This window comes from Streptomyces sp. SP18BB07 (assembly GCF_036322545.1).
Taxonomy (GTDB): Bacteria; Actinomycetota; Actinomycetes; order Streptomycetales; family Streptomycetaceae; genus Streptomyces; species Streptomyces deccanensis.
The window spans coordinates 31,088-43,603 of sequence record NZ_JAQYWT010000247.1; the positions used below are offsets into that span (position 1 = coordinate 31,088).

Sequence of the window (12,516 nt, forward strand, 5' to 3'; positions counted from 1 at the left end):
TGGGGACGTCACGTGATGCGTCGCAGGATGCGGTCCTTGCCGCGGGTGTAGGGCGGGGTGGCCACGCCCAGCGTGTCCGGCTTGAGCGGCTTGTCGAGGACGGACTTGATGTGACTGAAGGTGTCCAGGGAGTACGAGCCGTGGTAGCGGCCCATACCGCTCTCACCGACACCGCCGAAGGGCAGGTCGAGCGCGCCGAGTTGGAGGAGCGAGAGGCCGAAGGCCAGGCCACCGGAGGACGTCTCCGCGATCAGGCGCCGCTTGGAGCGCTTGGACGCGGTGAAGGCGTACAGGGCCAGCGGCTTGTCCCGTCCGGTGATGAAGGCGATCGCCGCGTCCAGGTCGGGGACGGCGACGATGGGCAGGACGGGACCGAAGATCTCGTCGCGCATCACCGGGGAGTCAGGGTCGACGTCGGCCAGCACGGTCGGGGCGATGTAGCGGGCGTCGCGGTCGCGGTCGCCGCCCACGACGGTCCGGCCGTCCTTCAGCAGCCCGGCCAGCCGGTCGAAGTGACGCTCGTTGACGATACGGCCGTAGTCGTTGCTCCGAGCCGGATCGGCGCCGTACATCTCGCGGACCGCCTGCGCCAGGTGGGCCTCTATCTCGGCCCCCGCCTCGCCTATCGCCAGCACGTAGTCGGGTGCGACGCAGGTCTGGCCCGCGTTCATGAACTTGCCCAGGGCGATGCGGCGGGCGGCCGTGGCGAGGTCGGTGCCGGGTTCGACGACGGCGGGGCTCTTGCCGCCCAGCTCCAGGGTGACCGGAGTGAGATGGCGGGCCGCGGCGGTCATGACGATGCGCCCGACCGCGCCGTTGCCGGTGTAGAAGATGTGGTCGAAGCGCTGCTCCAGCAGGGCGGTCGTCTCCGGCACGCCGCCCTCGACGACGGCCACGGCCTGCGGGTCCAGAACCTGGGGCAGCCAGTGGGCGAGCACCGCCGAGGTCGCGGGTGCGACCTCACTGGGCTTGAGGACGACGGCGTTGCCGGCGGCCAGGGCGCCGATGACCGGCGCGAGCGCCAGGTTGACCGGGTAGTTCCAGGGGGCGATGACCAGCACGACGCCCAGCGGCTCACGCACGGTCCAGGCCCGGGACGGCATGAGCGACAGGGGCACGGAGGCCCGCTTCGGACGCAGCCACCGGTCGAGATGACTCAGGGTGTGGTCGATCTCCCTGACCAGGAAGCCGATCTCCGTCATGCGCGACTCGGTCGCGCTCTTGCCCAGGTCGGTCTGCAGCGCCCGCACGAACACGTCCTCATGCTCCGTCAGCAGACGTCTCAGCGCCTGCAGTTGCCGCTTGCGCCAGGCGACGGGCTTGGTACGGCCGGTGTCGAACGTGGCCCGCAGTCGCGCGACGGTCTCCGCCGCAGGGGCCGCCATGACGGCGATGTCCGGCTGACCGCCGACGGGTGCGTTGGTCTTCATACCGAGAAGCATATACGAAACGAAAGCCTTTCGTTTCGTTTTCTTGTATACTTGTCGTGTGACCTACCGCACCCTTACTCAACGTTCTGTACGGCAGCCCGACCATCCGGTCCGCGCCGTCGCCCACACCCCCCGCCGGATCCCCTCTGGAGCCGTCCGATGACCGGGACGCAGGCACGCCGGGGGCGCCCCCGCGATGCCTCCCGCGACCGTGCGCTGCTGGACGCGACCCTGGCCGTCCTGACCGAGAGCGGCTACAGCGGACTGACCACGGCCGCCGTCGCGGCCCGCGCCGGAGTGTCCACCGCCACCCTCTACCGGCGCTGGCCGTCCAAGGAGGTCCTGGTCGTCGACGCCGCCGCCGCGTACGCCAAGGACCTGACGGCGCAGCCGGACACCGGCACGCTCGAAGGTGACCTGCGCGCCCTGCTCCGGGACAAAGCGGCTTCCCTGACCGGCAACGAGGGAGGGGTGCTGCGCACTCTGATCGGCGAGGCCGCGTACAGCCCCTCCCTGGCCGAGGCCCTCACGAACGCCTTCATGGTGCCCGTGCGCCAACGCTTGGAGGAGATCACGCAACGTGCGGTGGACCGGGGTGAGATCCCGCCGGTGGAGCATGCCGACCTGCTCGGCGACCTGGTGATCGGTCCCATGATGAGCAGGTTCTTCCTCACGCCCCTGCCGCCGAACGAAGTCGACACCGCCACCGCGACGGAGACCGCCGACCGCATGCTGCCCCTCCTTCTGCGCGCCTTCGGACACCGTGGGCACGATGGCGAGCGAGAAGCGGCTGCCCACGACGAGTGACGCTACGCCTGCCTCGGATCAGCGGCCCGTGAAGTCGACTGGTCCGGCGGGCGCGGGCTGGGGCGCGTCGAGTGATCGTACGGCTTTCACTTATTTCAACTCGAGCGGAGTTCTCTCGCCAGGCGACCGACCCGGACGGCTCCTACAACCCGGTGGTAGGGACACGCTGACGGGCCCGGTGGGCACGCAGGTTCTCAGGGTTGCCACAGGTCTTGGTGGAGTGCCATACACCGCTGTTGTTGCGGGAGCGGTCGAAGAACGCCGTTGTGCACCGCGCATTGCGGCAGATCTTGAGTCGGCGCCAGGTGTCCGCCTGCTGAGCCTGGAACACCTCGAGGAGCACCAGGGCGGCCACATATCGCCAGCCCTGACCGCGAGGCTCCAGGACGGCCCGTCCATCGCGGTCCATCCGCACGGCCGCCGCCGCGACATGCACGGCGGGTGCGACGGTCCGGTCGCCGGCGTCCGCGCCGTCGTCGTTTCGTGAGGCGAGAAGCCGCCGCAACTCGGCACGCAGGCCCCGCAGTTCCTCGAGATCGCTCTCGCTGAGGGGCACCTGTGCGGCAACCTGCTCCCTCGGCCTGTACAGCCGCAGGGGAACACGCTGACCGCTCGGCAACCCACTGGGGCGGTCATGACCGCCCCCTAGAGGAAACCAGTCGGTTTCATCGCCATCGTAAACCGGTCGGTTTCAAGGGCCAAATCGAGTGATGGCTCCGCTGGAGCCGAAACTGGCGCTCGGCGCGCAGGCGGAGTACGTGACGGCGCAGGCGGAGTCGGCGGTCCGCGCGCCGAAGGAGACCGACCTGACGACGGCGTCGACCCTGCCGATGAACGCGCTGACCGCGCGGATGGCGCTGGACGCCGGCCGAGTCCGGCACCCTCACACTCCCCGTCGCGGCGACGTATCCCGCCGAACAGGCGGGAGAGGCGCAGCGGCTCGTCGAAGTGGGCGGCATGCGGGGGCGCCCCGTATCGGCGATGGTCCGGCCGAAGATCTGCCGGGCGATGACCCACCTCTGGATCTCGTTGGTGCCGAATCCCGCCTCCGCGCACCGATCACTGCCCCGGTCCGGCCACCGCAGGCCTTCTCGTACGATGGATCCCGACCGTACGCAGGACCAACCATGGGCGGGATAAACGATGTCCGAGGCTCCGCTGGTACCGGGGACCGTGGCCGAGCACACCATCTGCCTGTTGGTCAAGCTCGGGCAGGTGGCCTTCAGGATCGCCGAAGACGGCATCAGCGGCACCGGCCTGCGCGTGCGCCACTACAGCGTCCTGCAGGCCCTGGCCGACAACGGCGCCATGCCGCAGCTCGCGCTCGGCTCGTTCCTGCGCATCGACCCGGCGACGATGGTGACGAGCCTCGACGACCTGGAGCGAGCCGGATACGCCGAGCGGACACGCGATCCGCAGGACCGGCGCCGCTACGCCGTCGACATCACCGACGACGGGCGCAAGGTCCTGGCCGACCTCAACAACACACTCGCTGGCCTCGACACCGACATCCTCACCGACCTGGACTCCACTGAACGGCACTCGCTCCACGCCTTGTTGAGCAGCCTCGCCGAGAGTCCCGCCCTCACCTCGATGTTCGACGCCGTCCGCGAACAGAGCGGCACGAAAAGGGCTTGACGGCAGGATCGTCGACCCCGACGGCAGCGAGGTGCCGCCGGGTGTGGAGGGAGAGGTCGTCGTGCGGGGCCCAACGTCATGCGGGGGTTAGCACGTCGATCCGTCGGCGCTGCGGTCCCGCTGTGCGCGCAGCCTCACCGGGGAGGCGCTGTGGCCGCCTCCGAGGGCGCGGCCCTCAACGCCATCGTATGGCAGCCGGGCCCGGCGAGGGTGGTCACTTCGACTCCAGTCGTCCCAGCGGGTGGGAGTCACCAGTGAGCGCGGCTTGCGCTGTTTCCCAGTCGGTGTGGTCGAGGCCGGTCACGTGGCGGAGGTAAGCGAGGGTGACTTGCCGGACGACGGCGACGCGGCCGGGATGTTCGTCGGTGGTTTCCGCTGCCTCGTAGCCCGCGATGCCGCCGAGGGAATGCCGGCCGCCGTAGACCGTCAGCAGGCTCTTGCCGCTCGGGCTCAGGGTGTACGGGTCGGTCGTCCAGGACGGTCCCCGGGTGGAGAGCGGGAGTTCGTCCTTGTCCCCGGCGACGACGAGTCCGGGCGCGGTGATGTGGGAGAAGTCCTGGCCGAACAGCCAGGGAGCGCTCTCGAGGGCGAAGGGGGTCAATTCGTCGCCGCCCTTGCCGGCGGTGGCCAGCTGGACGCTGGCCATGACCCGGCGGTCGGACATGTCCTGCGCGATGCCTGTCGTCGGATCCATGACACGCAGGCCGACGAGGACACCCGCGGTCTGACCGCCGAAGGAATGCCCCGCCGCGACGATGCGGCTGCGGTCCACCCGGCCGGCCAGGGCGGGTACGGACGCCTCCAGGTGATCGAGTTCGTCGAGGATCTGCCGCATGTCCTGCACGCGGTAGCGCCACAAGTGGGGCTTGCGGGGATCGTCAGCGAGGAGACCGTAGCGCTTGGAGTCGAGGTGCGTGGCCTGGATCACTACGAAACCATGGGACGCCCAGTGGTCGACCAGTGGCGCGTAGCCGTCCAGATGCGAACCGAATCCGTGCGCGAACAGCACGATCGGCAGATTCGTACCGGTGACCGGTGCGGAAACGCGTACGGGCAGGTCCTCGCCGCGATACGGCGCGGGAAGCACGATCGGCTTGACCGACACAGTCGGGGTGACCGGGGGGTCAGTGAGGCCGGTCAGCTGGCTCGCGGGCATGCTCGCGTACTCCTTCGTTCGGGCCTTCGTGTGCCAGGAGAGGAACCGGGAGAGTCCCGTGGTGAGGCGCACGTCGGTTACGCTAAAACCTGACGTTGACGTCAGAGGCAAGTCGCCTGACGGAAGTCGCCCAGGAGACGAGATGCGCGTCGGAGAACTCGCCGCCCGAACCGGCGTCAGTGTCCGGGCCCTGCGCTACTACGAGGAGCAGAACCTGCTCAGCGCCGACCGCAGTTCCAGCGGCCAGCGCCACTACCCCGAGAGCGCGGTCGACCGGGTCCGGCTCATCCAGCAGTTGTACGCCGCCGGGCTGTCCAGCAGGACCATCGCCGAGCTCCTGCCGTGCGTCATCGACGGCCGGGCCACACCCGCCCTGCTCGAGCGGCTGGCGACGGAGCGCGGTCATGTCGACCAGCGCATCACCGACCTCCTGCACGCCCGGGACCGGCTCGATGCGGTCATCACCGCCGCCACCGGCAACATGCGCACGGGCAGGTCCTGCCGACGGGAGGCCGGGACCCACGTCCAGCGCGACGGACGATGAGGGGCGTCGATACGAGGCCCAGCCTGCGGATTCCAGCCCATGCGCGGGCCGTTCCCTGCCGAGCGGTTCCAGCAGCCGTATGTCTGCCGGCCGCTCGAGGAGAGGTCGTGCCGACGGCAGATCGGTGTTCAGCAGTGCGCGGCAACCGGGGGGCGCGAACTCGGGCAGGTCCAGCAGTGCCCGCCGACGAAAGGCCAGGCGCTCCCGCCAGGGCAGGGCCCGGTAGCTGAGCACGATTCTGGCGCGCACGTCCAGGTCTCCGCGCGTCAGCTCCGCGAGCCGGTGGTGCTCGTCGCGCAGCCCTTCGTCGACGCGCTCCTGCCCGCGCCACCGACACCCCTGTGCGGCACCGAGTAGGACTGTGACCGACGAGCGGGACACCCTGCGGCGGGACGGCCGAACCCGCCATTCCCCTGCTGCGGCAGGGCGGTTGGCGTCACGGGGTTACCGAAGTCGCGGCCGTCGGCCAAAGTCGGGCCCGGGAGACCTCGGGGAAGTGCAGGTTCAGATAGGGCAGGACGAACAGTTCGTCCCAGAAGACGTGTCCGCGGTAGGCCTCGCCGTGCAGCCCGCGCGCGGGGACGCCGACGTCGAGGTCCGCGGTGTGCGGGGAGAGGGTCTGCAGGACGTGGAACAGGTGCAGCCGGAGGATGCGGCCGGCCTTCCCCGGCACCACCAGGTCCGCCCGCCGCCACAGCAGGTCCCACGCGGTGAGGTGGGACTCCAGCAGCTCGTCGAAGCCGGGTGCGTGGCCGACCCGGTCGACGGCCGCCTGGAGCGGGTCGTCGATCGCCGGGTCGCGGGAGGTGAACAGGGAGACGGTCTTGTCCACGGTGACGGTGCGGCCGGGCGCGAGCGCGAGGCGGAACCGCTGGACCGCGCGCCGTCCCTGGTGGCGGGCCTCGGCGGTCTCACCGGTCGCGCTGACCGTCCGTGCTGCCCTGCCGATGCGGATGTCCGAGGCGCTGGTGCGGCAGCGCAGCCACACGGTGTCGGCGTCCACCGAGTCGGTGTGGACGTGCACGAGGTGCCGGGTCTCCAGGTCCCGGTAGCGCGCCACTCCGGTGTTGCGCACCCGGCCGTCCAGGGCCGCCTCCACCTCAAGTTCGCCGGTGAGATCCTCGGCGGTGAACTCCGTGCGCAGCGCCGCGAGATGGGGATCCGCCATGTGCACCAGCCGCAGCTGCCGTATCCGCGGCCGACGGCCGGTGCCGACGGCGTACGTGGAACGGCGTTCCAGGAGGCCGGTGCCCGGGTCCAGGCCCAGGCTGTGGTCGAGGAGCCGGGGGCCGTCCGGGGTCAGCCAGTCCTCGCCGACGAGGCGGAAGCGCAGCGGCAGCCAGTTGGGCAGATTGACCATGTCCTCGTTCTCGACGTGGTGGCCCGCGATCTCGGAGGTGACCCGGTCGTAGCAGCCGGCCGCGTAGGTGCCCGGGTAGTGCACGGAGTCGGCGCCGCACTCGGGCAGTGCGCCGTGGGTCGCGAAATAGCCGTTGCCTAGGGTGCACAGCGCTTCGCGCAGGCCCTCCTCCCCCGGGTCCTATCCCTGGTACTCCCAGATCCGGTCGCGCATCCGGTCCTCCGGTGCGTAGGGCTCCGCGAGGCCGCCTCGGCGGCGGAGCCTCGCGGAGCCTCGCGGAGCCTCGCGGAGCCCGTGGGCGTCCCGTCGTCGTGTCGAGCCTAGGGCCACCCGTCCCGCGCGACGCGGGTACGGCGGCAGACGGGGGATCCTGACTCCCGTGTGTCCTCGGTGGTCGTGCCTCGGCCGGGGCCCTTCGGCGCCGGTCCTCGGCCGTACTGCCGCGGTGGTCCTCAGTCGTCGGCGACCAGGGCGGTCAGGTCGAGGAGGCGGTTGGTGTAGCCCCACTCGTTGTCGTACCAGCCGAAGACCTTGGCCAGGGTGCCGTTGACCTGGGTGAGGGCCGGATCGAAGACGCAGGACGACGGGTCCCCGATCACGTCACGGGAGACGATCGGGGCCTTCGACACGCGCAGGATGCCGTGGAGCGGGCCGTCGGCGGCCGTCTCGAACGCGGCGTTGACCTCCTCGACCGTGGCCTCGCGCGCCAGCACGACGGCCAGGTCGGTCAGAGAGCCGTCCTCGACGGGCACCCGGACCGCTATTCCGTCCAGTGCGCCGGCCAGTTCCGGCACCACCAGGCCGACGGCTCGGGCGGCGCCCGTGCTGGTCGGGATGATGCTCAGCGCCGCCGAGCGCGCGCGGCGCAGGTCCTTGTGCGGGCCGTCCAGGAGTGCCTGGTCGTTGGTGTAGCCGTGGATGGTGGTCATCACGCCGCGCTCGACGCCGAAGGCGTCGTCGAGGATCTTCACCATGGGGGCGACGCAGTTGGTGGTGCAGGAGGCGGCCGAGACGATCCGGTCGCGGTGGCGGTCGTAGGTGTCGTCGTTGACGCCCATGACGATGGTGGCGTCCACGCTCTTGCCCGGCGCGGACAGCAGCACCGTGTGGGCGCCGGCCTTCAGGTGCAGGGCGGCGGACTCGCGGTCGCGGAAACGGCCGGTGGACTCCACGACGATGTCGGCGCCGTGGTCCGCCCAGCGAAGGGCGGCCGGGTCGCGTTCGGCGGTGACCGCGATGCGGCGGCCGTCGACGGTGATGGAGCTGTCGTCGTGGACGACCTCGCGTCCGATGCGCCCGAACGTCGAGTCGTACTCCAGCAGATGCGCGAGCGTGGCCGGCGAGGTGATGTCGTTGATCGCGACCACCTCGACGTCCTGGGTGCCGGCCTCGGCGCGGTCGAGGGCGGCGCGCAGGTAGGTGCGGCCGATACGGCCGAAGCCGTTGATGCCGACGCGAACGGTCATGACGGTGTGCTCCTCACGGGGTCGGGAACTGCGCGTGGTTCGGGCGAGGACCGGCGACCGTGACGGTCACCCCGGCCTCGTGGCCGGGCTCCCCGATGGCAGCGTCGCGGCAGCGGGGGCCCCGGGAGCAGGGGCCGCAGGTCCCGGCCCGGGGCCGACCGGCCCATGGAGGCCGGGCCGCCCCGGGCCGACAGTGGGTGGGAAGACAACTGGAGAAACACGAGCGTCCTCAGGAGGCGAGTGCCATGCGGCACCGGATGGTGAGCGACCTCATGACCACGTCGGTCGTCCGGGTGCACCCCGACACCGGGTTCAAGGAGATCGCCAAGCTGCTCGCCGAGTACGACATCACGGCCGTACCGGTCGTGGACGACGACGACCGTCCGGTGGGCGTCGTCTCGGAGGCGGACCTGCTGCGCAAGGAGGCCGCGCAACTGGATCCGGCCGGTCTGCTGCCGGTGCTGCACCCGAAGCCCGCCGCCCGTGCGAAGGCGGAGGCGGCGACGGCCGCCGGGCTGATGAACAGTCCGGCTGTGACCGCCCGGCCGCAGTGGACGGTCGTGGAGGCCGCCCAGGTCATGGAGCGGCACCGGGTCAAGCGGCTGCCGGTCGTCGACGAGGCCGGCCGGCTGGTCGGCCTGATCAGCCGGGCCGATCTGCTCCGCGTCTTCCTGCGGGGCGACCGCGCCATCCGCGAGGAGATCAACGGAGACGTCCTGCTGCGCACCCTGGGCATCGCGCCCGACGCGATCCTCGTCCGGGTGGTCGACGGGCGCGTCACGCTCCGTGGCACCGTCGAGCGCAAGTCCCTGGTCCCGGTCGTGGTGCGGCTGTGCGGCGGCGTCGACGGAGTGGTCGACGTCTCCGCCGACCTGGACCACCGGATCGACGACACCGACACGTCCGCGGACCCGGAACCGGGCATGTCGCGCCGCTCCGGGCTGGCGAGCTGAACGGCCCGAGGGGCCCTCGCCCCGGGGACCGGGGCCGGTTCGCCCGACGTCCGAGGCCGGTTCGCCCGACGTCCCGGGCCGGTTCGCGTGAGGTCGGGGCCGAATGGCCCTACCGCCACTCCGAAGGGCCGCCGTTCCATGGAGGCCGCCCGAACCGAAATCCGTCAGCACGCACCCCAACCCGCGCGGAAGATCACGATGCCGATCACCAACCACAACGGAGCCGCCAAACCCCGGCGGTCAGTCGAGCTCGACAGCGACGAGGCGCTGCGGCTGCTCGGCAGTGTGTCCTTCGGGCGGATCGTCTTCACCCGGCACGCGCTGCCGACCGTCCGCCCCGTCAACCATGTGCTGGACGACGGCGACATCGTCATCCGTACGCACGAGGGCACGGCACTGACCGCGCGGGCCCAGGAGGCGGACGACCAGGGCGTCGTGGTGGCGTACGAGGCCGACTCCATCGACCCGGAGACCCACCTCGGCTGGAGCGTGGTCGTCACGGGCTACGCCCGCCCGGTCACCGATCCCGAGGAGCTGGCCCGCTATCAGGCGATGCTGCGACCCTGGGCGAGCGGATCCATGGACCACGCGGTCCGTATCCGCCCGGATCTGGTCACCGGCATCCGGCTCACGGCCGTCGAGGCCGACGCGAAGGGCGTCGAGGCCGACGTCTGACGCCGGGCCGACGTGACGACGCCGACCGGGACAGACGTGAGACACGCGCCGTCGGCAGAACCCGGCCGGGACACGCATACGCCGTCGGCCGATTACCGGCCGGCGGCGACACGGGTGGCCGTCCTTCGTTTCCGGCCGGGATGTCCGCCGACACGCGTCGCCGGGGTCGGCTCAGGGATGCGGGACGACGGCGACGGGGCAGCCGGCGTGGTGCAGCACCGCGTGGGTGACCGGGCCGATGTGCGGACCGATGTCGAGGTGAGCGTCCCGCGTCCGGCGCCCCACGACCACCAACCCGGCCCCGGTCGCGGCCTCGACGAGCGCGGTGGCGGCCCGTCCCCGCACGACGCTCTCCACGACGGGGACCCGGGGGAACTTCTCGCACCAGGGGCGCAACGTCGCGACGACGGCGCGCTCCCGCTCCGCGACCAGCTCGGGTGCCGGCGTCGGTGCGGAGCTGTCGTCGACCGTGTGCGCCGTCGGCAGCCGGTACGCGTGGAGCACACGGAGCCGTGCGTCGCGACGCGCGGCGGCCGCGAAGGCGAACTCGATGAGTTCGTCGCAGGGGCGCGAGGTGTCCAGCCCGAGGACCACGTCCCGGTAGGGGGTCTGCGGTATCTCGTCGGGCGAGATGCCGTCCGGGGCCGTGAGGTGGTCGTCGGCGAGCGTCTGCCGGGCCCGGACGAGCACCACGGGACGCGGTGACCTGCCGACCAGACGCTGGGAGACAGAGCCGACGACGAACCCCGTGACCGCGCCCAGGCCACGGGAGCCGAGCACCAGCAGGTCCGCCCTGTCCGCCTCCTCCAGCAGCGTGTTCACCGGGGAGTCCGCGACGAGCCGGTCGACGATCCGCAGTCCGGGGTGCGCGGAGCGAACGCTGACGACCGCCCGGTCCAGTGTCTGTTCGGCCCAGTGGCGCTCGCTGACGTCGGCCGGCAGGGAGGCGGGCGGGCGCGGGTGCCACGCCCAGGTGTGCACGAGCCTCAACTCGGCGCCCAGGCGCAGGGCTTCCCTGGCCGCCCAGTGGGCGGCGGCCAGGCTCTCGGTCGATTCGTCGACTCCTGCTGTCACGTGCCGGTGCATGATGCGTACCTCCTGCGCTCGGGCCTGGCTCCTGCTGTGCCGAAGCCTCGCGGAGAACCGCCTCCCCCGCAGGGGGCCGCACAGTCCTGTCGCCGGGCCCTTCGGCCCCAACTGCCGCACGCCGCCGCACAGCCCGGGCCGACCGGCACCGGCATGGGCCGTACGGCCCATGCCGGTGCCGACAGGGGTCCACCACACTGGGCAGGGCCCACCTCCGGGGCCCGGCGGCTCCGCGCACGCGGAGCGGGGAGGAGTATCCGATGTGGTCCGAGACCCTCGACGGCCGGGCGCTGGAGACGCTGATCTCGGCGGCCGTGGCCGCGCCCTCCATCCACAACACCCAGCCCTGGCGGTTCCGGCTCGATCCGGACACCGTGACGCTGGAGATCCGGGCCGTGGAGGACCGCGGCCTGCGCCACATCGATCCCACCGGCCGCGCTCTGCACCTCTCCGTCGGCTGCGCCGTCCTCAACCTGCGGGTGGCGGTGGCCCACGTCGGCCGGGAGCCGGTGACACGGCTGCTGCCCCGGCCCGACGAGCCGGATCTGCTCGCCACCGTACGATTCGGCGGTCCGGTGCGCAGCGCCCTCTTCCCCGGGCTGTACGAGGCGCTGTGGCACCGGCACAGCAGCCGCTTCCCCTTCTCCGACGTGCCCGTGCCCACCGCGGTGGCGGCGGAGCTCACCGAGGCCGCCCACAGCGAGGGCGCCCTGTTGGCGCGTCCCGCACCCGGCGCGACGGAACGACTGCTGCGGCTCACGCGTGAGGCCGAGCACCGCAACACCGCAGACGCCTACCGGGCGGTGGAGAGCCGTCGCTGGGTGCACGAGCCAAACGGGGCGGCTCTCGGCATGCCGCCCGCGGCAGTGGGCCCGCAGGACTTCCACGAGCGGATTCCGCTGCGGGACTTCGGCGCCCACCGGCACCCCTCCGCCCTGACCAGCCGGCCCTTCGAGAATCGGCCGTCGATCGCCGTGCTGTTCACCGCGCACGACCGGCGGGCCGACTGGCTGCGGGCCGGGCAGGCTCTCGAACGCGTCCTGCTGGTGGCCACCGCCCGCGGGCTGCGGGCCTCCCTGCTGCACCAGGCCCTGGAATGGCCGGACCTGCGCGGGCAGCTGGTCCCGCCGACGGGCGACCGCCGCGCCCACGCCCAGATGGTGCTCCGCCTCGGCTACGGCCCGGAAGGCCCCGCTTCCCCGCGCCGGTCGGCGGGGCAGGTGCTGGACGAGAGTGTGCTGCCCCTGCCCGGGTGAGTCGGGCCGGGTCCGGGCACCGGGCCCGGTCCTGCCGCCGGGACCGGTCCTGCCCTCACGTCGCTGGGACGCGGCCGGGTGCTCGGGGCGCCCCACCTCGACGCCGAACCGGGCGGGCACCGGTGCGGGCGGCAGCAGACGCGGG

Annotated in this window: 11 protein-coding genes and 1 pseudogene; 6 read left to right on the forward strand and 6 right to left on the reverse strand. The window is 71.9% G+C overall.

Annotated features, from left to right (window positions below; genetic code table 11):
• Positions 1–8: 8 nt before the first annotated feature.
• Positions 9–1,430 (reverse strand): aldehyde dehydrogenase family protein, encoded by a 1,422-nt coding sequence (locus tag PUR53_RS09265; RefSeq protein ID WP_329907966.1) that lies wholly within the window; start codon positions 1,428–1,430, stop codon positions 9–11.
• Positions 1,431–1,589: 159 nt separating this feature from the next.
• Here PUR53_RS09265 and PUR53_RS09270 point away from each other — a divergent pair, with 159 nt between their 5' ends.
• Positions 1,590–2,237: a TetR/AcrR family transcriptional regulator gene (locus PUR53_RS09270; RefSeq protein WP_329907967.1), complete on the forward strand. Its 648-nt coding sequence runs from the start codon at positions 1,590–1,592 to the stop codon at positions 2,235–2,237.
• Positions 2,238–2,379: 142 nt separating this feature from the next.
• Here the strand turns inward: PUR53_RS09270 and PUR53_RS09275 are convergent, their stop codons facing one another.
• A complete protein-coding gene (locus PUR53_RS09275; protein ID WP_329907968.1) occupies positions 2,380–2,793 on the reverse strand; it encodes a CGNR zinc finger domain-containing protein in 414 nt (137 codons plus the stop codon).
• Positions 2,794–3,380: 587 nt separating this feature from the next.
• On the opposite strand from PUR53_RS09275, the gene PUR53_RS09280 reads away from it, so the two are divergent.
• A complete protein-coding gene (locus tag PUR53_RS09280; RefSeq protein ID WP_329907969.1) occupies positions 3,381–3,875 on the forward strand; it encodes a MarR family winged helix-turn-helix transcriptional regulator in 495 nt (164 codons plus the stop codon).
• Between the two features lie 214 nt (positions 3,876–4,089).
• On the opposite strand, the gene PUR53_RS09285 is transcribed toward PUR53_RS09280, so the two are convergent.
• Complete coding sequence (locus PUR53_RS09285) at positions 4,090–5,031, reverse strand: alpha/beta hydrolase family protein (protein WP_329898560.1); 942 nt, start codon at positions 5,029–5,031, stop codon at positions 4,090–4,092.
• A gap of 142 nt (positions 5,032–5,173) precedes the next feature.
• On the opposite strand from PUR53_RS09285, the gene PUR53_RS09290 reads away from it, so the two are divergent.
• Complete coding sequence (locus PUR53_RS09290) at positions 5,174–5,575, forward strand: MerR family transcriptional regulator (protein ID WP_329898514.1); 402 nt, start codon at positions 5,174–5,176, stop codon at positions 5,573–5,575.
• A gap of 469 nt (positions 5,576–6,044) precedes the next feature.
• On the opposite strand, the pseudogene PUR53_RS09295 reads toward PUR53_RS09290, so the two are convergent.
• Positions 6,045–7,148 (reverse strand): annotated as a pseudogene (locus PUR53_RS09295) (glycoside hydrolase family 65 protein); the annotation flags it as partial.
• Positions 7,149–7,387: 239 nt separating this feature from the next.
• On the reverse strand, positions 7,388–8,401 hold the full coding sequence (gene gap, locus PUR53_RS09300) for a type I glyceraldehyde-3-phosphate dehydrogenase (RefSeq protein WP_329907970.1): 1,014 nt from the start codon (positions 8,399–8,401) through the stop codon (positions 7,388–7,390).
• A 245-nt stretch (positions 8,402–8,646) separates the two neighbouring features.
• Between gap and PUR53_RS09305 the strand changes: the two genes are divergently transcribed.
• A complete protein-coding gene (locus PUR53_RS09305; RefSeq protein WP_329898516.1) occupies positions 8,647–9,354 on the forward strand; it encodes a CBS domain-containing protein in 708 nt (235 codons plus the stop codon).
• A 198-nt stretch (positions 9,355–9,552) separates the two neighbouring features.
• Positions 9,553–10,029 carry a pyridoxamine 5'-phosphate oxidase family protein gene (locus PUR53_RS09310; protein WP_329898517.1) on the forward strand — a complete coding sequence of 159 codons (477 nt, stop codon included), beginning with the start codon at positions 9,553–9,555 and terminating at the stop codon, positions 10,027–10,029.
• A 171-nt stretch (positions 10,030–10,200) separates the two neighbouring features.
• On the opposite strand, the gene PUR53_RS09315 is transcribed toward PUR53_RS09310, so the two are convergent.
• Positions 10,201–11,115 (reverse strand): universal stress protein, encoded by a 915-nt coding sequence (locus PUR53_RS09315; protein ID WP_329898518.1) that lies wholly within the window; start codon positions 11,113–11,115, stop codon positions 10,201–10,203.
• 260 nt (positions 11,116–11,375) lie between these two features.
• On the opposite strand from PUR53_RS09315, the gene PUR53_RS09320 reads away from it, so the two are divergent.
• Complete coding sequence (locus PUR53_RS09320; protein ID WP_329907971.1) at positions 11,376–12,371, forward strand: Acg family FMN-binding oxidoreductase; 996 nt, start codon at positions 11,376–11,378, stop codon at positions 12,369–12,371.
• Positions 12,372–12,516: the final 145 nt, after the last annotated feature.

What these genes read in the sequence shown, in the direction of transcription:
- PUR53_RS09305 (WP_329898516.1), top strand. Translation starts at nt 8,647, where the DNA reads ATGCGGCACCGGATGGTGAGCGACCTCATGACCACGTCGGTCGTCCGG.
- gap (WP_329907970.1), bottom strand. Translation starts at nt 8,401, where the DNA reads ATGACCGTTCGCGTCGGCATCAACGGCTTCGGCCGTATCGGCCGCACC.
- PUR53_RS09315 (WP_329898518.1), bottom strand. Translation starts at nt 11,115, where the DNA reads ATGCACCGGCACGTGACAGCAGGAGTCGACGAATCGACCGAGAGCCTG.
- PUR53_RS09290 (WP_329898514.1), top strand. Translation starts at nt 5,174, where the DNA reads ATGCGCGTCGGAGAACTCGCCGCCCGAACCGGCGTCAGTGTCCGGGCC.
- PUR53_RS09265 (WP_329907966.1), bottom strand. Translation starts at nt 1,430, where the DNA reads ATGAAGACCAACGCACCCGTCGGCGGTCAGCCGGACATCGCCGTCATG.
- PUR53_RS09270 (WP_329907967.1), top strand. Translation starts at nt 1,590, where the DNA reads ATGACCGGGACGCAGGCACGCCGGGGGCGCCCCCGCGATGCCTCCCGC.
- PUR53_RS09280 (WP_329907969.1), top strand. Translation starts at nt 3,381, where the DNA reads ATGTCCGAGGCTCCGCTGGTACCGGGGACCGTGGCCGAGCACACCATC.
- PUR53_RS09320 (WP_329907971.1), top strand. Translation starts at nt 11,376, where the DNA reads ATGTGGTCCGAGACCCTCGACGGCCGGGCGCTGGAGACGCTGATCTCG.
- PUR53_RS09285 (WP_329898560.1), bottom strand. Translation starts at nt 5,031, where the DNA reads ATGCCCGCGAGCCAGCTGACCGGCCTCACTGACCCCCCGGTCACCCCG.
- PUR53_RS09310 (WP_329898517.1), top strand. Translation starts at nt 9,553, where the DNA reads ATGCCGATCACCAACCACAACGGAGCCGCCAAACCCCGGCGGTCAGTC.